This is a genomic window from Massilia sp. CCM 8734 (assembly GCF_011682155.1).
GTDB classification, from domain to species: Bacteria; Pseudomonadota; Gammaproteobacteria; order Burkholderiales; family Burkholderiaceae_D; genus Telluria_A; species Telluria_A rubra.
Genome location: NZ_WHJI01000009.1, coordinates 127971 through 144683 on the forward strand (window position 1 = coordinate 127971; position 16713 = coordinate 144683).

General features: G+C 65.3%; 16 protein-coding genes. 14 read left to right on the plus strand and 2 right to left on the minus strand.

Annotation, left to right across the window (positions count from 1 at the left end; genetic code table 11):
* The first annotated feature begins 6 nt into the window (after nucleotides 1-6).
* Genes F2P46_RS10900 through F2P46_RS10940 form a run of 9 tightly spaced genes read left to right on the plus strand, consistent with a single transcriptional unit; the run spans nucleotide 7 to nucleotide 8954 of the window.
* Nucleotides 7-711, plus strand: coding sequence for a cobalt-precorrin-7 (C(5))-methyltransferase (locus F2P46_RS10900; RefSeq protein WP_166870018.1), 705 nt, complete (start codon nucleotides 7-9; stop codon nucleotides 709-711).
* Nucleotides 708-2279, plus strand: coding sequence for a precorrin-8X methylmutase (locus tag F2P46_RS10905; RefSeq protein WP_166888781.1), 1572 nt, complete (start codon nucleotides 708-710; stop codon nucleotides 2277-2279). Before F2P46_RS10900 ends, F2P46_RS10905 begins: the two co-directional genes overlap by 4 nt.
* Entirely contained in the window at nucleotides 2266-3414 is a 1149-nt protein-coding gene (gene cbiD, locus F2P46_RS10910) for a cobalt-precorrin-5B (C(1))-methyltransferase CbiD (RefSeq protein WP_166888783.1), read from the plus strand. Before F2P46_RS10905 ends, cbiD begins: the two co-directional genes overlap by 14 nt.
* The gene (gene cobI / locus F2P46_RS10915; protein ID WP_166888785.1) at nucleotides 3411-4148 is read left to right on the plus strand and encodes a precorrin-2 C(20)-methyltransferase; all 738 of its coding nucleotides are present in this window, start codon (nucleotides 3411-3413) and stop codon (nucleotides 4146-4148) included. The genes cbiD and cobI overlap by 4 nt, the downstream gene beginning before the upstream one ends.
* Before the next feature lies 1 nt (nucleotide 4149).
* Nucleotides 4150-4932 (plus strand): precorrin-4 C(11)-methyltransferase, encoded by a 783-nt coding sequence (gene cobM, locus F2P46_RS10920; protein ID WP_166888786.1) that lies wholly within the window; start codon nucleotides 4150-4152, stop codon nucleotides 4930-4932.
* A complete protein-coding gene (locus F2P46_RS10925; RefSeq protein ID WP_166888789.1) occupies nucleotides 4929-5684 on the plus strand; it encodes a cobalamin biosynthesis protein in 756 nt (251 codons plus the stop codon). The genes cobM and F2P46_RS10925 overlap by 4 nt, the downstream gene beginning before the upstream one ends.
* Nucleotides 5684-7237: a precorrin-3B C(17)-methyltransferase gene (cobJ, locus tag F2P46_RS10930; RefSeq protein ID WP_166888792.1), complete on the plus strand. Its 1554-nt coding sequence runs from the start codon at nucleotides 5684-5686 to the stop codon at nucleotides 7235-7237. Before F2P46_RS10925 ends, cobJ begins: the two co-directional genes overlap by 1 nt.
* Complete coding sequence (locus tag F2P46_RS10935; RefSeq protein ID WP_166888795.1) at nucleotides 7234-8337, plus strand: GTP-binding protein; 1104 nt, start codon at nucleotides 7234-7236, stop codon at nucleotides 8335-8337. Before cobJ ends, F2P46_RS10935 begins: the two co-directional genes overlap by 4 nt.
* A gap of 44 nt (nucleotides 8338-8381) precedes the next feature.
* Nucleotides 8382-8954 carry a HupE/UreJ family protein gene (locus tag F2P46_RS10940; RefSeq protein WP_166888798.1) on the plus strand — a complete coding sequence of 191 codons (573 nt, stop codon included), beginning with the start codon at nucleotides 8382-8384 and terminating at the stop codon, nucleotides 8952-8954.
* Here the strand turns inward: F2P46_RS10940 and F2P46_RS10945 are convergent.
* Nucleotides 8951-9640, minus strand: coding sequence for a hypothetical protein (locus F2P46_RS10945; RefSeq protein WP_166888801.1), 690 nt, complete (start codon nucleotides 9638-9640; stop codon nucleotides 8951-8953). The two genes, F2P46_RS10940 and F2P46_RS10945, sit on opposite strands and share 4 nt — an antisense overlap.
* A gap of 286 nt (nucleotides 9641-9926) precedes the next feature.
* Between F2P46_RS10945 and F2P46_RS10950 the strand changes: the two genes are divergently transcribed.
* Both F2P46_RS10950 and F2P46_RS10955 read left to right on the plus strand, forming a co-directional pair.
* Nucleotides 9927-10679, plus strand: coding sequence for a hypothetical protein (locus tag F2P46_RS10950; RefSeq protein WP_166888804.1), 753 nt, complete (start codon nucleotides 9927-9929; stop codon nucleotides 10677-10679).
* Nucleotide 10680: 1 nt separating this feature from the next.
* Nucleotides 10681-11277, plus strand: a complete 597-nt coding sequence (locus F2P46_RS10955; protein ID WP_166888807.1) for a hypothetical protein — start codon at nucleotides 10681-10683, stop codon at nucleotides 11275-11277.
* A 221-nt stretch (nucleotides 11278-11498) separates the two neighbouring features.
* On the opposite strand, the gene F2P46_RS38240 is transcribed toward F2P46_RS10955, so the two are convergent.
* The gene (locus tag F2P46_RS38240) at nucleotides 11499-11621 is read right to left on the minus strand and encodes a hypothetical protein (protein ID WP_267875851.1); all 123 of its coding nucleotides are present in this window, start codon (nucleotides 11619-11621) and stop codon (nucleotides 11499-11501) included.
* A 253-nt stretch (nucleotides 11622-11874) separates the two neighbouring features.
* Between F2P46_RS38240 and kaiC the strand changes: the two genes are divergently transcribed.
* Genes kaiC through F2P46_RS10970 form a run of 3 tightly spaced genes read left to right on the plus strand, consistent with a single transcriptional unit; the run spans nucleotide 11875 to nucleotide 16648 of the window.
* The gene (gene kaiC / locus F2P46_RS10960) at nucleotides 11875-13617 is read left to right on the plus strand and encodes a circadian clock protein KaiC (protein ID WP_166888810.1); all 1743 of its coding nucleotides are present in this window, start codon (nucleotides 11875-11877) and stop codon (nucleotides 13615-13617) included.
* On the plus strand, nucleotides 13614-13907 hold the full coding sequence (locus tag F2P46_RS10965) for a circadian clock KaiB family protein (protein ID WP_166888813.1): 294 nt from the start codon (nucleotides 13614-13616) through the stop codon (nucleotides 13905-13907). The genes kaiC and F2P46_RS10965 overlap by 4 nt, the downstream gene beginning before the upstream one ends.
* A complete protein-coding gene (locus F2P46_RS10970; RefSeq protein ID WP_166888815.1) occupies nucleotides 13904-16648 on the plus strand; it encodes an EAL domain-containing protein in 2745 nt (914 codons plus the stop codon). Before F2P46_RS10965 ends, F2P46_RS10970 begins: the two co-directional genes overlap by 4 nt.
* The last annotated feature ends 65 nt before the right edge of the window (nucleotides 16649-16713 follow it).

Genomic DNA, 16713 nt, shown 5'->3' on the forward strand with positions numbered 1-16713 from the left:
TTCTACATGATTATTTGCATAGGCGCGGGACCCGGCGATGTCGGCTACCTGACGCAGCGCGGCGCGCAGCTTATTCGCGAGGCCGACGTCGTCGCCGGCTTCGACGCGGTACTGAACGTCGTTCAAAGCCTGATTCCGGCCGAGGCCCATGTCATCGGCATGGCCTACCGCGACCAGGTAGCGCAGCTCGACGAGGTGGCGCGCCTGCACCATGCGGGCAAGCGCTGCGTGGTCGTGTTCATGGGCGACATCCACTTCAGCGGCTTCCAGTACCTGGAACGGGTCGAACGCGCGTGCGGGCACCCGGTCGAATCGCTGCCCGGTATTTCGTCGGCCCAGATCCTGGCGTCACGCGCCAAGGTGTGCTTCGACGAGACCACCTTCATCACCTTCCACCGCCGTGGCGACCTCGATCCGTTCAAGCGCCACCTCGTGCATGTGCTGCAGGACCAGCGCAACGCGATCGTGATCCCGTGTCCGTGGGATGCGGCGCGCTCGTTCATGCCGTGGCATATCGCGGCCTACCTGCTGGAAAACGGCATCTCGCCCGATCATCCGACCGAAGTGTGGGAAAACCTGACACGCGGTGAAGCCGAATGGCATGGCAGCCTGCTCGAATGCGCCAGCCATACCTGTTCCGACATGAGCATCATGCTGATTCGTACGCTCGCGCCGATGGCCAGCCAGATCGAGGCGGCGCCCGCACCATGACCCAACAAGAAAAACTCGGCATCGTCGTCGCGGGCCACGGCAGTCGGGACCCGGACGCCGTGCGCGAATTCGAAGCGCTGGTCGAACTGGTGCGCGCGCGCGCGCCGAACGACGTTGTCACGCATGGCTATCTGGAGTTTTCCAGTCCCACCATCGCCGAAGCGGTACAGGCCAATCTGGCCGCCGGCACGCGCCAGGTAGCGGTGGTGCCCGGCGTGCTGCTGGCCGCCCGCCACGCCAAGAACGACATGCCGGCCGAAGTGCAGGCCATGGCGCGCGATTACCCGGACATCGATTTCCATTTCGGCGCGCCGATGAACCTGCACCCGCAACTGCTGCAACTGGCGCAGGAACGCATCGTCGAAGCCGAGGCAAGGTCGCCGCTGACGGTGCGCCGCTCCGACACCTGCCTGGTGCTGGTCGGACGCGGCACCACCGACCCGGACGCCAATGGAGAAGTCGCCAAGCTGGCGCGCATGCTGGAAGAGGGCATGGGCTTCGGTGGCGTCTACGTATGCTATTCGGGTACGGCCACGCCGCTGGTGGCCGACGGCCTGCGCGCCGCCGCCCGCATGGGCTACCAGCGCCTGGTGGTCCTGCCGTTCTTTTTGTTCGACGGTGTGCTGGTCAAGCGCATCTACGCGGCCGCCGATGACCTGCGCGAGCGCGAGCCGGGGCTGGAAGTGCTCAAGGCCGGCTACTTCGGCGTGCATTCGCACGTGGCCGACGTGATGATCGAACGCGCGCGCGAGGCGGTGGCCGGGCGCGCCGCGATGAACTGCTCGCTGTGCAAATACCGCGTCCAGATCGTCGGCTTCGAGCAGCAGGTGGGCGAGCCGCAGCAAGCGCACCACCTGGCGGTACGCGGCTTGCTGGCGCAGGAGCCGCAGGTACCGCAAGGGGCGGCCGCGCCAAGCTACGCGCCGTACGACCCGCATCCGATCGAGGCGGAGAGCTTCCAGATCATCGCCGCAGGGCGCGACTGGTCGGGTTTTCCAGCTTCGCACATGACGATTCTCCAACGCCTGGTGCATACCAGCGGCGACTTCGGCGCGGTGGACGATATGTACTTTTCGCCGGGCGCGGTCGAAAGCGGCATCCTGGCGCTGTTGCGCTGCAAGCGCGTGCTGACCGATGTGACCATGGTGCAGACGGGCCTGAAACGTCAACTTCTCGAAACCCTCGGCATCGACACCTGGTGCGGCGTGCATGACCGCGAAACGCACCTGATGTCGGCGGCCGAAGGCATTACGCGTTCGGCGGCGGGCATCCGGCGCGGCTGGCAAAAGTTCGGCAACGACGTGGTGCTGTCGATCGGCGACGCACCGACCGCGATTGCCGAAGCGGTGCGCTTGATCCGCGACCATGGCTGGCGCCCGCAACTGGTCATCGGCCTGCCGGTCGGCTTTGTCGGCACGCGCGAAACCAAGGACGAGCTGCGGCGCTGCCTGCAGGTGCCGCGCATTACCAACAGCGGCACGCGCGGCGGATCGCCATGGGCGGCGAGCGTGGTCAATGGCCTGATGATTGATGCGCTCAATCAGCTTGCAGGGTATGAAGCGCGTTGAACGGGTCCGGTTCGATCTTTCGGTCCTGGCGTTAAACGGGCTGCGGCGCGGCCGCACCACAGGCAGCTGCGCCACGGCGGCGGTCAAGGCGGCGCTCGGCCTGCTGCTGCACGGTGCGCGCGGCGAGGCTGTCCGGATCAGCCTGCCCGACGGCGCGCATTACCTTGAAGTGCCAATCCAGATGGTGGGTTGGAGCGATGGTGGCGCAGCGCGGGCCGAGGTGTTGAAAGACGGTGGCGACGATCCGGACAACACGCACGGCGCCACCATCTTTGCCGAAGTGCGGCGCAACGATGCGCGCGTGGTGCGCTTTTTTGCAGGGCGTGGCGTCGGCACGGCAACCCGTCCCGGCCTGCGCGTGGCGGTGGGCGAGCCGGCGATTAACCCGGTGCCGCGCCAGATGATGCGGCGCGCGGTGGAGGAAATGCTGGACGACGCCATGGCGGAGCCGCCCGACAGCGGCTTCGACCTGACTATCGGCTGCGAAAACGGGGACGTCATCGCGCGCAAGACCTTCAATCCGCGCCTGGGCATCGTGGGCGGCATCTCGATTCTCGGCACCTCGGGGATCGTGGAGCCGATGTCGCTGTCAACCTGGATCGCGTCGGTGGAAGTGTATGTGCGGGTGGCGCTGGCTGCGAGCACCGACAGCGTGGCTTACCTGCCCGGCAAAATCGGGCGCGAGTTCGCCAGCGGCGTCCTGGGCCTGCCGGACGAACGCTCGGTGCAGATCGCGAACTTTCTCGGCGACGCGCTGGACTTCACCGAAAAGGCCCTGCGCGAAGCCGGTCGCTGCCTCGATGTGCTGTGGCTCGCCGGCCACCCGGGCAAGCTGGCCAAGGTGCTGGACGGGTTTTGGGATACGCATTCGAGCAAAAGCAGCATGGCAATGGCCGGCGTCGCGCGCGTGGTCGCGCAGATGGGCGGCGATGCGCAACTGGTACACGAAATAGAAAATGCAAACACAGTGGAAGCAGCAATGGAACGTTTAAAGAGTGAGCCCTTCGCCAAGGCGGTGTGGATCGAGATCGAGCGCCGTATCGGCGTGCTCGCGCACGCGCGCGTGCCGTCGGTCAAGCGCCTCGAAGTGCGCCTGTTCGACCTGGCCGGCAACCCGCTGGGGGTGGACGCATGAGTATCGGTACCCGCATTGGCACCCTTTGGGGTATCGGGGTCGGCCCTGGTCCGGCCGGCTACCTTCCGCTGGCGGCGCTGGATGCACTGCGTCGCGCCGACCTGGTTTACGCGCCGCGCGCGCGCGGGGCCGAGCTGTCCGTCGCGCTCCAGTGCCTGGCCGGGATCGACATCGACCCGGCCAAGCTGCGCGAGATCGAATTTAACATGGACCCGGACCGCTCGGTCCTGAGCGAGCATTACGCGCAGCTGGCCGACGCCATCGCGCTGGAACTGCGCGCCGGGCGCAACGTGGCCTACTTGACGATAGGCGACTCGCTCACCTATTCGACCTACGGCTACGTGCTGGCGGCCCTGCGTGCGCGCATTCCGGACCTGCCGCAGCGTACCTTCCCGGGCATTACCAGCTACGCGGCCGCAGCATCGGCGCTGGCATGGCCGCTGGGGGAGGGCAAGGAGCGGGTATTGATCTTGCCATGCCCCGAAACGGTGGAAGAACTGCGCAACGACATCCTGACGCATGACATCGTGGTGCTGATGAAGGTCGGCCCGCGCCTCGGCTGGGTGCTCGACCTGCTGCGCGAGATGCGCATTGCCGACCACTGCGCCTTTGCGCGCCGCATCGGCCTGCCCGGAGAATTGCTGGCCTCGGGCGTTGGCGACCTGGTCGCCAACGACGCGATGGGCTACCTGGCCACCTTGCTGGTGCGCCGTCAACCACGGCAGGAGAGATAAGATGAAAGTGTACTTCGTTGGAGCGGGCCCCGGCGCCGCCGATTTGATCACCTTGCGCGGCGCACGCCTGTTGGGCAGCGTCGACATGGTGCTGTACGCCGGCTCGCTGGTGCCGGTCGAGATGCTGACGCACTGCCGCCCTGACGCCGAAATCATCGACACCGCCAAGCTCGATCTGGAGCAGCAGCAGGCGTGCTACGTGCGCGCGCAGGAAATGAATATCGACGTGGTGCGCCTGCACTCGGGCGACCCGGCCATCTACGGCGCCACCGCCGAACAGATGCGCCGTCTCGATGCGCTGGGCATTGCATATGAAGTGGTGCCGGGGGTGTCGTCGTTTACGGCCGCCGCAGCGGCGATTAGCGCCGAGCTGACCAAGCCGGAAGTGTCGCAGAGCGTGATCCTGACGCGCGTATCGGGCCGTGCGTCGGCCGTGCCGGAACTTGAATCGATCGCGCGCCTAGCCGAACACCGCGCCACCATGTGCATCTTCTTGTCCGGGCCGCACCTGAAAAAGATCGTCGGCGACCTGTCGCTGCACTATCCGCAAGATACGCCGGTGCGCCTGGTGTACCGCGCCAGCTGGCCGGAACAGAAAATCTACCAGGGCACGCTCGGCGCCGTCCTGGAAGATACCAAGCGCGGCGAGTGGAACCTGACCACGATGATGCTGGTCGGCGCGGCGCTCGACAAGGACGTCGCCGTCGAATCGAGCTTGTACTCGAAAGACTTCACGCACCTGTTCAGGGTCGTCAAGAAAAACAAGGCGGAGGCGGCGTCGTGAACGCAGCACCGGCCATCTGGCTGGTGCGCGCGCATGGCGAGGAGCTGGCGGCGGTGCTGCAAGCTGGCTTGAACGCCGAGGTGTATCGCCCGTGGTTGCGGGAAGGCGTCAGCCACAAGGCGCAGTTTGCCGAAACCTACCGCCGGCACGCGCAATGGATCGTGATCGGCGCGACCGGCATCGCGGTGCGCTTTTTGGACGGCCTGGCGACGGACAAGCATACCGACCCGGCGGTCGTGGTGCTGGACGAAGCGGGGCGCTTTGCCATCTCGCTGCTGGCCGGGCACGAAGGCGGCGCCAATGCGCTCGCTTACAAGGTCGCGCGCACGGTCGGTGCGACCCCGGTGGTGAGCACCGCCACCGAGGCCTTGAAGCCGCTGGTGGTCGGCATCGGCTGCCGCAAGGGTGTCCCTGTGGAGCGGATCGAGGCGGCGGTGCGCCATGCGCTCGGCCAGCGCCGTATTGAAGAAGTGCGCGAGATGGCGACCGTGGACCTGAAGGCGAACGAAGCGGGCCTGCTGGAATTTTGCGACCTGCATGGGCTGCCGCTGCGCGTGTTCGCGCGCGCGACCCTGGCGGCGCGCCCGTGGGTCAGCGTGCCGTCGGACTGGGTGCGCAGCAATGTGGGATTGGATGGCGTATGCGAGCCGTGCGCGCTGGTCGCCAGCCCGCGCGGTGCGCTGCTGGTGCCAAAAACGTGCCTGGACGGCGTGGCCGTCGCGGTAGTTGAAGATAAATGGATGGAGATCTGATGAGTGGTGTATTGAATCTGGTGTCGGTCGGTCCCGGTTACGAGGACCTGATCGCACCGCGCGCGATTGCGGCGTTAAGGGACAGCGATGTGATCGTGGCGTACGAATTGTATTTGCGCTGGATCATGCCGCACGTCGAGGGCAAGGAAATCCATACGCCGCCGCTGACGCAGGAGCGCGAACGCGCCTTGCTGGCGATCGAAAAAGCCCGCGGCGGCGCACGCGTATCGCTCATTTCGAGCGGCGACATCGGCATTTATGCGATGGCCGCGCTGGCGTACGAAGAAATGAGCGAGGATGACACCTACCGGGTCAACCTGATCCCGGGGATTACCTCGGCCAACGCCTGCGCCTCGCTGCTTGGTTCCCCCTTGTCGCACGACTTTGCCACCCTCAGTTTGTCGGACTTGCTGTGCCCCTGGGAGTGGATCGAGCACCGTGCGCGCCACATCGCCAAGGCCGACCTGGCGTGCGTGATGTACAACGTGCAAAGCGCCAGCCGCCAGCAAGGCGTGTACCGCGTGCTGCAGCTGATGCTCGAATCGAAAGCGCCGCATACCCTGTGCGGCGTGGTCAAGAACGCCTACCGTCCGGGTCAGGAAGTGAGCATCCACCGGCTCGACGAGCTGCCGTCGCTGCAGTTCGACATGCTCACCACCATCGTGGTCGGCAACCGCTTCACCCAGCGCAAGCGCGGGCAGATCTTTACGCCGCGCGGCTACAACGATTGGGACGCCAAGGCCGACAGCACGCTGCCGCAACGCCAGGAACTGCCCGATGGCGGCGTGTGGGTATTCTCCGGCACCAGCGACGGCAATGCGCTGGCGGCGCGGCTGGCGGCCGGCCAGGCGCGCCCGGTGGTGGTGTCGGCGGCGACCGATCATGGCGGCGACGTGGCGATCAAGGCCTGTCCCGGCGCCACCGTCTGGGCCGGGCGCCAGGGGATCGAGGCGCGGCGCCAGGCGCTGGTGGCCAGCGGCGCGAAAGTGCTGGTGGACGCCACCCATCCTTACGCGACCAGCATGTCGGAGCAGTTGATCGGGCTGTCGCGCGAACTGGGCATTCCTTACCTGCGCTACGAGCGGCCAAGCAGTTTCAATGCCGATGGCGGCACCTTGTGCGCGTCGCCCCAAGACGCCGCCGCACGCGCCATCGCGACGGGCCAGCGCATCTTCCTGTCCACCGGGTCGAAAGACCTGGCGACCTTTTTGCATGCCGACGGCGCCGGCGACAAGCAATGGTTCGCGCGCCTGACGGCCGAACCGGAATTTATCGAACGCGCGGTCGCGCTGGGCGTGCCGCGCGAGCGCATTTGCGCCATGCAGGGGCCATTCTCGAAGGACTTCAACATCGCCTTGTGGCGCGACTGGCAGATCGACTGCGTCATCACCAAGGATTCGGGCGACGCCGGCGGCTACGCGGCCAAGGTGGAGGCGGCAAAAGCTCTCGGCATTGAACTGCTGGTGGTGCAACGCCCGCAGGTCGACTACCCGGCCATGTGCAACAGCGCCGATGATCTGATCGCGCAACTGGCGGCACTGGACCTGGCATGAAGCAGCCGATCCCCGTCACCATCGTGACCGGCTTCCTCGGCTCCGGTAAAACGACGCTGCTACGCAGCCTGATCGAAAAGCGCCAGAGCCGCCGCCTGGCGCTGTTGATCAACGAGTTCGGCGAAATCTCGATCGACGGCGCGCTGGTGCGCGGCGAAGCGGGCGCGGACGACCAGGTGCGCGTGCATGATTTTCCGTATGGGCTGATTGCGTACGGCGACGACGAGCTGTTTTTCCCGACCATGCGGGCGATTGCCGCGCGCCGCGCGAATGTCGATCACGTACTGATCGAAACGTCCGGCCTGGCCCTGCCGACGGCCATCATGGAGATGTTGCAAAGTCCCGAGCTGGCCGAGGACTTTATTCTCGACGCCACCCTGGCGGTGGTCGATACGCCGCTGCTGCTGTCGGACCAGTTCGAAACCGGCACTGGCAGCGATGCGGCGGCCACGGTGTTCGGCCAGCAGCTGGAGTTTGCCGATGTGGTGGTGCTCAACAAGATCGACGACCTGGACGACGACGCGCTGCTGCTGGCCGAAACGCGGGTGCGCGAGCGCGCGCCCAAGGTGCGTTTCCTGGAACTGGCGTACAAGGCGCAACTCGACATCCGCCTCGCGCTCGGCCTGCGCCTGCACCAGCCGACCCGCACCGAGCATACGCACACCTACACGCCGCTGGCGACCATGCCCGGTCCGAATGCCGGCGTGCTGGCCGAGCAGGGGCGCCTGAACGGGCACGCGCATTCGGGCCTGGCCGCGCATTCGCACGGGCTGGCCACGCACAAGCATTTTCACGAGCAGGACCCCGGCTGGCTCTCGTTCGTGCTGCGCAGCGATGCACCGCAAAGCGCCGACAAGGTGCGCCACGCCTTGCAGGAAGCGGTGCGGCTTGAACCGGTCTTGCGCAGCAAGGGCTTCATTCGCACCAGCGAGACCGATCAGGCGGTGCTGGTGCAGGGCGTGCGTTCGCGCGTGATGATCAGCGTCGACGCGGTGCGGCCGGCGGCGCGCCGCTCCGAACTGGTCATCATCGGTTATCACGCCAGCCGCACGCGCGTGGCGGCGGTGCTGTCGGAACTGACCGGAACTGCCTGGCACTAAACTTGCATTAACCGTTTAATCATTCTTCTATCCTGGAGCTTCACATGCAATCGAAAATCATCCGTACCCTGGCGCTGGCGCCCTTGTTCTACTGCGGCGCGGCGCTGGCCCATCCCGGCCATGACGGCGGCTTGCTGGCCGGCCTGGCGCATCCGTTTTCGGGCCTCGATCACATGCTGGCGGCCGTCGCCGTCGGTATCTGGGCCGCGCAGCTGGGCGGGCGCGCCCGCTGGTTGCTGCCACTGAGCTTCATCGCCTTGCTCGCCGCCGGCGGCATGATGGGGATGGCGGGCGTGGGCATCGCCGCACTGGAAAGCGCGATCATCGCGTCGGTGCTGGTGCTCGGCCTGTCGATCGCCTTCAAGGTCAAGCTGATGCCGGCGTTGGGCGCCCTGATGGTGGGCGCTTTCGCACTCGTCCACGGCCTGGCGCACGGCGCCGAAATGCCGCATGCGGGCAGCGCCGGCATGTACTTTGCGGGCATCCTGGCCTCGAGCGCCTTGCTGCTGGCTGGTGGCATGCTGGCCGGCGCGGTACTGCGCCGGCAGCAGGCGTGGCTGCGCGGCGTGGGCGCGGTGATCGCCTTGGGCGGCGTCTGGATCGGCGCCGCTTTTTAAAAGGGCAGGGCGTGGGCCGCGCTCATGCCCATGGCCAGTGGGCCGCGCTGGCACAGGGCGATTTCCCAGTGCTGCTTGTCTACTGACGGGAACAGCGCGGCGCCGGCCAGCACCAGGCGGCTGGTCGCTTTCCACAGCGGGAGCGGGATGTCGGCGTCGGCGCCGGCCAGCTTCCAGCTAGCGCGCACGATGTGCGGGCCGTGCGCCGGCATCGCCACCGTCACGCGCAGGCCGCCGAGACTGTGCGGCGAGGGCAGTTCTTGCAGCAGGTAGCCGCGTGCGCACGGCAGGTCGAGCAGTTGCACCAGGTCGGCCAGCGCGATCAGCGTGCCGTTGCCGAGCACCGCGGCATCGCTGCCTTTCTCGTAACTGATCGCCGAAAAAATCTCCGCACCGCCATCATCCGATACCGGCACGAACTGCAGCGGGTAGACCGCCGCGTCGCGCAGGTAACGGCGCGCTTCAGCCGCGCTGTACAGCATTCGCACACCATCGATGGCGCAACCGGCGCAGTTGAACAGGGCGGCCACGCGCGGGCAGGGCAGGGCGTGCACCTGCATCGCGGCATAAAATGCGATCCGGTCGGGCGCGCAGGCAGCTTGCGGCGCTTGTGGACGCGGCGCCGGCAAGGCGTGGAACATCCGGCAGATCAGGTCGTGCGCCTGCGTGAATGAGCTTTTGTGCATTGCGTCCGCCTGGCTGAAGTAAAACATGGATTTCCCCTGCTGTTTGTGTGAGCGCAACATTCCTATAGGTAACGTTACCGCGAAGAATTGGCAGCGAGCATGATGCAAGCCAAGCTTGGCGCCAGCCGTGCGAAAACGCCACAGCTTGGCGCTGGGCGCGCGCGACGATGCGCTGGTCATGCGGCACCTGGTGGCGGGCTGGCGCGTCGACAGCCGGCGGCCTTGCCTGGTACGCTGAGCGGCGTGTTAAACTTTGCCAAACAGGCACTATTTCAGGAGGAATCACATGGCGCACCCGACTGGTTTGGACAATCCGGACCCCGCTGCGATAGCGCCGTTCGTCGCAGAACTTGCTGCGTATTTCGACAGGCCCTTGAACCCCGACTATGTCGCTAACTTCGACATCGAACTCAATTTGCTGGACCGGGCCCAATCCGAGGAACTGACAACCATCCTTCAGGATGGGAGCCTGGTGACGATCCATGGCGGCGTTGTGCTCGACGATGGCAACACCAGCGACCATCACTTGTACCTGACGCGTGGGCCATTCGCCGGCGGAATCCTGTTTCTTCCGCACGACAGCGACTTTTGGAATGTGGCCTTCGTTTCGCTCGACGCTTTCCTCGACGCCGTCAAAAGAGCCTGGGAAACCAACACCTGGCTGACCGATAACCATCCCCCGACGACGCCATTGCACCGCGATCCGGCCGTCCTTGGCAAGTTCATCCATGACTTGCTCGACCGCGACGAGGAGAGCGAAGAGTGCGTCATTCAATCGGCCATTTACTCCCTTGCGCCGGTCGATCCGGACTTGCTCATGCGGCTGGCGGTCCATCCGAATTTTCTGTATGCCGAGGCGGTGGCGGGGCAAATCGCGACGCATCCAGCGCTTGCGCTGCGGCCGCTCGCCCAGTGGTGCAGCGAGCACAAGGTCGGTCAGGTTGCAGGGGCGGGACAGCGCGCCCTGGCCGCGATCGACCGCTTGGGTAGCACCCCGCCCCGGGATGGAGCCGAGGCGCGCAGCAAGGCGTGCAAGTGAAATGATCAGTTCCGAAACGGCGCAAGCCATGGTGCTTCGCCGCTCCGAAGGCGACCCATCGTCGTCACGCCACGAAAAATTCGCGGTGCAATCCTGTCAATTATCCAGGCAAGGCGACTACTGGATTGTTTGCGTCAATACTGCCGCTTACGTCGTGCATGGCCGCGCCGAGCATTGTCTCGTTGGGGTGAATGCGCATCTGGTCGACGTCATTTCCGGCCAGATTGAAACAGTCGCGAGCTGCAGGCCTGTCGAAGACTATCTGCAGGATAAATATGACGTGCGGCGTGCCGCGGGAATGCACTACATGCTCACGCCCGCGTTTGATCGCACCGACAAGGTGGCAGTGATCCGTATTCGGCAGGCATTCGGCTGCTCGATGCAGGAGGCGATGAAACTGGCCTCGCCGGAGCATCATTGCTGGCTTACCGGCCCGCGTCGTGTGTTGCAATGGGCGCAGGGCGAACTGACGCTCAAGAACATCGTCACCGATATCGTCCTCGCGCCCGATGCGGCGCACGCAGTCGACATCGACGGCAGCATATGGCACTGGGACTTATTGAAAGCCAGGCTGGCGCTCAGGATCCGCGCCGTGTGACATGGCTTGCCGTTCCGCTTCAGCTTAGCGAGTCCGGCCACATCGACCGCACGCACCGGCTGCCCTTGCCCACGCCTCCGTTGCGGGCGCTCACACTGCCGCCCTGCAACTCCGCCAGTTTACGCACCAGCGCCAGGCCCGGCCCAAGCCCGCCGATGGGGAATTAAGTGCGTCGATATTGTTTACTACTGGTTACCGATTGCTGGCAGCGATACTTGGTATCAATGGCGCAGGAAGAACGCGATCATGTTGATGCTCATGCAGCCATTAGCGGTATCAAACAGGCGCTGATGGCGCAACGGCGCGCGCGCCGCGCGCCGCGCGTCCGCCCCGCGGAACAGCATTGTGTGGTGTCTGTTGGACAAAGCTTCTCAATTCAATTGGCATGACAATTTCCCGATTTTTTTCATGCTATAGTTTATTGGCAATATGGTTCCGCAAGTCGCCAAGGGAATTCGTACCGCTTCGGCGTGGTATCAAATCGGTTGGAACGACGGCGTGTTTTTCATTGGACGTATTGGTTGACATTGCGGTGGCCTCACATGCCGTTCGTCAGCAGTGAGGCTGAGGTGAATTTCCCACAGAAGGAAGCCTGCCATGAAGCGCACGCCAGAATCCCCACCTCAGCCCGAAGCGAAGGCGCGCTCGGGAATTACCGGACTCGACGAGATGACCGGCGGCGGCCTGCCGCGCGGCCGCACGACCTTGCTGGCCGGCGGCCCCGGTTCCGGCAAGACCGTGGTGTCGCTGCAGTTCCTGGTCAATGGCGCCCGCCATTGCCACGAGCCGGGGATCTTCGTCGCCTTCGAGGAATCATCGGAACGCATCGTGGCCAATGCGCTAGGCTTTGGCTGGGGCATCGCCGAATTACAGAAAAACAATCAACTCTGCTTCCTGGACGCGCAGCCCGCGCCCGACCTGATCTTGTCCGGTCATTTCGACTTGAGCGGCATGCTGGCGGTGCTGGACGCACAGGTCAAGGCATTGAATGCCAAGCGTGTTGTCGTCGACGCGCTCGATATTGTGCTGGCGCTGTTGCCCGACCCCTTGTCGAAGCGGCGCGAGATCTACCGGCTGCACGACTGGTTGCTGTCGAATGGCTTGACGGCCATTATCACGGCCAAGGCGGACGGCGACACGCCGGGCGCGTTGGTCGAGCATTCGCTCGGGCTCATGCAGTTCATGGTCGACTGCTCCATGCTGCTCAACCATAGCGTGGTGCTTGGCGTTTCCCAGCGCAATATCCGGATCCAGAAATACCGGGGCGCAGTGTTCGACGAAAACGAATCGCCCTTTTTGATCAGCAAGAATGGCTTCGAGGTCGCCGTCGCGCGCACCCTCGGCCGGCTCGATACGCTGGTCTCGAACGAACGGGTGTCGAGCGGCGTGGAGCGGCTCGACACCATGCTCGGCGGCGGCTATTACCGGGGCGCGAGCGTGCTCATCACCGGTTTTCCCGGCACCGCCAAGACCACCCTGAGCGGCGCCTTTGCCGAGGCCGCGTGCCGGCGCGGCGAACGCACGATGTTCGTCAGCTTCGATTCCGACGGTTCCGAAGTCGTGCGCAACCTCAATTCGGTCGGCATTCGCCTCGAACCCTTCGTCCAGAGCGGCGTACTGCGCATGATTTCGGCGCGCACCATCACCGGCAGCGCCGAGACCTACCTGGGGCGCATCAAGATGCTGGCCGAGGAGCACCAGGCGCGCTGCCTGGTCATCGATCCGGTCTCGACCCTGTCGAAGTCGGGTAACGAACTGACCGCGCACAACGTCGCCGAGCGCCTGATCGACTGGTCCAAGGGGGCCGGCACCACGCTCGTGTGCACCAGCCTGCTCGACGAAATGGCGTCCCAGAACGAGGGCGGGTCGCCGTTGCAGATATCGACCCTGGCCGATACCTGGATTCACCTGAACTACCTGGTCCAGGGTGGCGAGCGCAACCGGGGCATGTCGATCATCAAGTCGCGCGGGACTTCCCATTCGAACCAGGTGCGCGAATTGATATTGAGCGACAAGGGCGTTACCCTGGCCGACACCTACACCGCCGGCGGCGAAGTGCTGATGGGGACGATGCGCTGGGAAAAGGAGAGCGCGGAGAGGGTGGCGGCCGAAGTGGCCGAGGCGGCCGCCAGGCTCAAGAAAGTGCGGCTCGACGCCGAGGAAGCCGAGCTCGAAGTGCGGGTCAAGTCCCTGCAGGCCGAACTGATCGCCAAGCAGGCCGAGAAAGCCCTGCTGGCCAGCGCGGCCGAGAGCCGTGCCCGCGAACTGACGCGCGGACGCAGCGAGATGGCCGAATTGCGCGGGGCCGACGCCACCGAGCCGCACGCCGGGGCACTATGAGCGAGGACTCGCCCATCTTTGTCTTTCGCCTCTACGTGGCGGGCGAGGCCCAGAATTCGGTGCAGGCCCGGCTCAACCTGCGCGCCCTGTGCCAGACCTACCTGCCCGGGCGGCACCAGATCGAGGTGCTCGATGTGTTTCGCGAACCGGGGCGCGCGCTCGAGGACGCCATCTTCATGACCCCGACCCTGATCAAGCTCGCTCCCGCCAGCGTGCGCCGCATCGTCGGCACGCTCAGCCAGACCGAGTCGGTCCTGCTCGCGCTCGGGCTGGAAGACCAGGTACCATGAACAGCGGCCTGGAAAACGGCACCCGGGGCGCCGAAGTGGCGGCCCTGATCGCCGCGCTGCAGGCCAACGTGGCGCGCCTGGAGGAATTGACCGGCGGCGAAATCGATACCATCACCGACCCCCATGGCCAGCCATTCCTGCTGCGCCGCGCCCAGGCGCAGGTGCGCCTGAACGACGCCAGCCGGCTCGATGCGATCCTCAACTCCCTGCCGGCCTACATTGCGATCCTCGACGCCGATGGCGTCATCATGTCGGTCAACCAGGCGTGGACGGCGTTCGGCAAGCCGCCGGCGCTGGGCGCGGCCGGCCCCGGACATGCCGTCGGCACCAACGTGCTCGAGCAATGCGCGCTGGTGGGCGGCACGGGCGCCGCTCAGGCGCGCGAGGTGGCCGACGGAATCGGCAAGGTGCTCGGCGGCCAGACCCGTCATTGGTCCTTCGAATACGCCTGCGGCAGCGGAACGACGCAGTCATGGCTGCTGCTGACCGTCACGCCCCTGGCCGACAAGAACCTGCACGGCGTGGTCGTGATGTACATGGATATCAGCGAGCGCAAACGCGGCGAGGACGAGCTGCGCCGCTTCCGCACCGCGATGGATTGCACCGACGATGCGATTTTCCTGCTCAATTGCAGCAGCATGCACTTCGTCGAACTCAATGCCGCAGCCTGCAGGATGCTCGGCTATTCTCGCGAACAATTGCTGGGCATGGGGCCGTGCGATATCACGGCTGAGTCGACCTGGGAGCAGATGGCGGCCTTGTACGAACACCTCAAGGCCAACTGCGGCAGCAGCCTGTCGGACGAGATGGCGCTGATCCGCAAGGATGGCTCGCAAGTGCAGGTCGAGTTTCACCGGCAAGCCTTGCAGTCGGGAGCGGACTGGATCATCGTGGCCGTGGTGCGCGATATCAGCGAGCGCAAGGAAGCGGCGCTGCGCCTTCAGTACCAGGCCCATCACGACGGACTGACGGGTTTGCCGAACCGCACCTTGTTCTACGATACCCTGACCCGCACGCTGCAGCAGGCAATCCAGCATGGATGGACGCTGGCCGTCCTGTTTCTCGATCTCGACAACTTCAAGGCCGTCAACGATACCCTCGGCCATGGCGTGGGCGACGACCTGCTGGTCCAGTTCGCGCACCGCCTGCTCGGTTGCGTGCGCGCGCGCGACACGGTCGGGCGCCTGGGCGGCGATGAATTCGGCGTGATCCTGGTGACGCAGGATGAACAGAACGATGCCGCCACCGTGGCCGGCAAGATCCGCGAGGTGCTGCGCACGCCGTTCGTGCTGGGCCAGCATGAATTGAACGTCACGGCCAGCATCGGCATTACCATGCACCCGCTCGACGCCAGCCAGCCCGACGAACTGATCAAGTACGCCGACACGGCGATGTACCGCGCCAAGCACGCCGGGCGCGATACCTTCCGCTTTTTCACGGCCCAGATGAACGTCGAGGTGCTGGCCCGGCTCGACCTGGAAAAAGCCTTGCGGCACGCCTTCGCCAATGGCGAATTCGTCCTGCACTACCAGCCCAAGGTCGACCTCGAGAGCGGCTGCGTGGCCGGCGTCGAAGCGCTGCTGCGCTGGGAGCGGCCGGGGCATGGCATGGTGGCGCCGGATCTGTTCATCGGCTCGCTCGAGGAAACCGGGCTCATCTTAAAGGTCGGCAGCTGGGTCATCGATCACGCCTGCGGCCAGGTCGCCCAGTGGATGCGCTCGTCCGTGGGGCGCTTGCAGGTGTCGGTCAATGTGGCGGGGCGCCAGCTGGCCGAGGGCGACGTCAACGCCGACTTCGTCGCCGCGCTGACGCGCCACGGCGTGCCGCCCGAGCTGCTCGAACTGGAATTGACGGAAAGTTCGCTGATGGTCAACACGGAACGCACGATCCACACGCTCAGGAACTTGAAACGGCTCGGCGTGCGCATTTCGATCGATGACTTCGGTACCGGGTATTCGAGCCTGGCTTACCTGCGCCGCTTCCCCATCGACAAGCTCAAGATCGACATCGCCTTCATCCGCGAAGTGACCAGCAATCCGGACGACGCGGCCATCGTGCAGGCGATCGTGGGCATGGCCCACAGCCTCAAGCTCGAGGTCATCGCCGAAGGGGTCGAGACGGCCGCCCAGCTCGCGTTTTTGAAACGCAATCGCTGCGACCAGGTGCAGGGATTCTTTTTCAGCCGGCCGCTGGCGCTGGCGGACCTTGAAGCCTTGCTGCTCAATGACCGCCAGATGTACCGGCCCGCGGTGCCGACGCCGCCCCATCGCAAGACCTTGCTGCTGGTCGACGACGAGGCCAACGTGCTCTCTTCGCTGCGGCGCCTGCTGCGCCACGACGGCTACCACATCCTGTGCGCGGGCTCGGCCGCCGAAGGGTTCGACCTGCTGGCGCAGCACAGCGTACAGGTGATCGTCTGCGACCAGCGCATGCCGGACATGAACGGCACCGAGTTCTTCGATCGGGTCAAGGAGATGTACCAGGACAGCATCCGTATTGTGCTGTCCGGCTACGCCGATCTCGACTCTGTCATCAAGGCCGTGAACAAGGGGGCGATTTACCGTTTTTATACCAAGCCATGGGATGACGCCGTGTTGCGCGCCGACTTGTGCGAGGCATTCCGGCAATACAGCCTGTTGCATGACGTGGAACCGGAGCACGACGACTGCGACTGTCCCGCCAGCGACTGTCAGGCCGAGAGCGTCGCCCAACTCGCGCAAGCCGACGGCCCGCCCGGGTGAGCTCACGCAAGTGAGCGCAAGCCGGTGAAGGCCGGGTGAAAGCGCCAAACGCTGCGCGCTCGGAT

Excerpts from the sequence above, each read along its gene's own strand:
- F2P46_RS10900 (WP_166870018.1), top strand. The coding sequence starts at position 7 with ATGATTATTTGCATAGGCGCGGGACCCGGCGATGTCGGCTACCTGACG.
- F2P46_RS10905 (WP_166888781.1), top strand. The coding sequence starts at position 708 with ATGACCCAACAAGAAAAACTCGGCATCGTCGTCGCGGGCCACGGCAGT.
- cbiD (WP_166888783.1), top strand. The coding sequence starts at position 2,266 with ATGAAGCGCGTTGAACGGGTCCGGTTCGATCTTTCGGTCCTGGCGTTA.
- cobI (WP_166888785.1), top strand. The coding sequence starts at position 3,411 with ATGAGTATCGGTACCCGCATTGGCACCCTTTGGGGTATCGGGGTCGGC.
- cobM (WP_166888786.1), top strand. The coding sequence starts at position 4,150 with ATGAAAGTGTACTTCGTTGGAGCGGGCCCCGGCGCCGCCGATTTGATC.
- cobJ (WP_166888792.1), top strand. The coding sequence starts at position 5,684 with ATGAGTGGTGTATTGAATCTGGTGTCGGTCGGTCCCGGTTACGAGGAC.
- F2P46_RS10935 (WP_166888795.1), top strand. The coding sequence starts at position 7,234 with ATGAAGCAGCCGATCCCCGTCACCATCGTGACCGGCTTCCTCGGCTCC.
- F2P46_RS10940 (WP_166888798.1), top strand. The coding sequence starts at position 8,382 with ATGCAATCGAAAATCATCCGTACCCTGGCGCTGGCGCCCTTGTTCTAC.
- F2P46_RS10945 (WP_166888801.1), bottom strand. The coding sequence starts at position 9,640 with ATGCACAAAAGCTCATTCACGCAGGCGCACGACCTGATCTGCCGGATG.
- F2P46_RS10950 (WP_166888804.1), top strand. The coding sequence starts at position 9,927 with ATGGCGCACCCGACTGGTTTGGACAATCCGGACCCCGCTGCGATAGCG.
- F2P46_RS10955 (WP_166888807.1), top strand. The coding sequence starts at position 10,681 with ATGATCAGTTCCGAAACGGCGCAAGCCATGGTGCTTCGCCGCTCCGAA.
- F2P46_RS38240 (WP_267875851.1), bottom strand. The coding sequence starts at position 11,621 with ATGCTGTTCCGCGGGGCGGACGCGCGGCGCGCGGCGCGCGCGCCGTTG.
- kaiC (WP_166888810.1), top strand. The coding sequence starts at position 11,875 with ATGAAGCGCACGCCAGAATCCCCACCTCAGCCCGAAGCGAAGGCGCGC.
- F2P46_RS10965 (WP_166888813.1), top strand. The coding sequence starts at position 13,614 with ATGAGCGAGGACTCGCCCATCTTTGTCTTTCGCCTCTACGTGGCGGGC.
- F2P46_RS10970 (WP_166888815.1), top strand. The coding sequence starts at position 13,904 with ATGAACAGCGGCCTGGAAAACGGCACCCGGGGCGCCGAAGTGGCGGCC.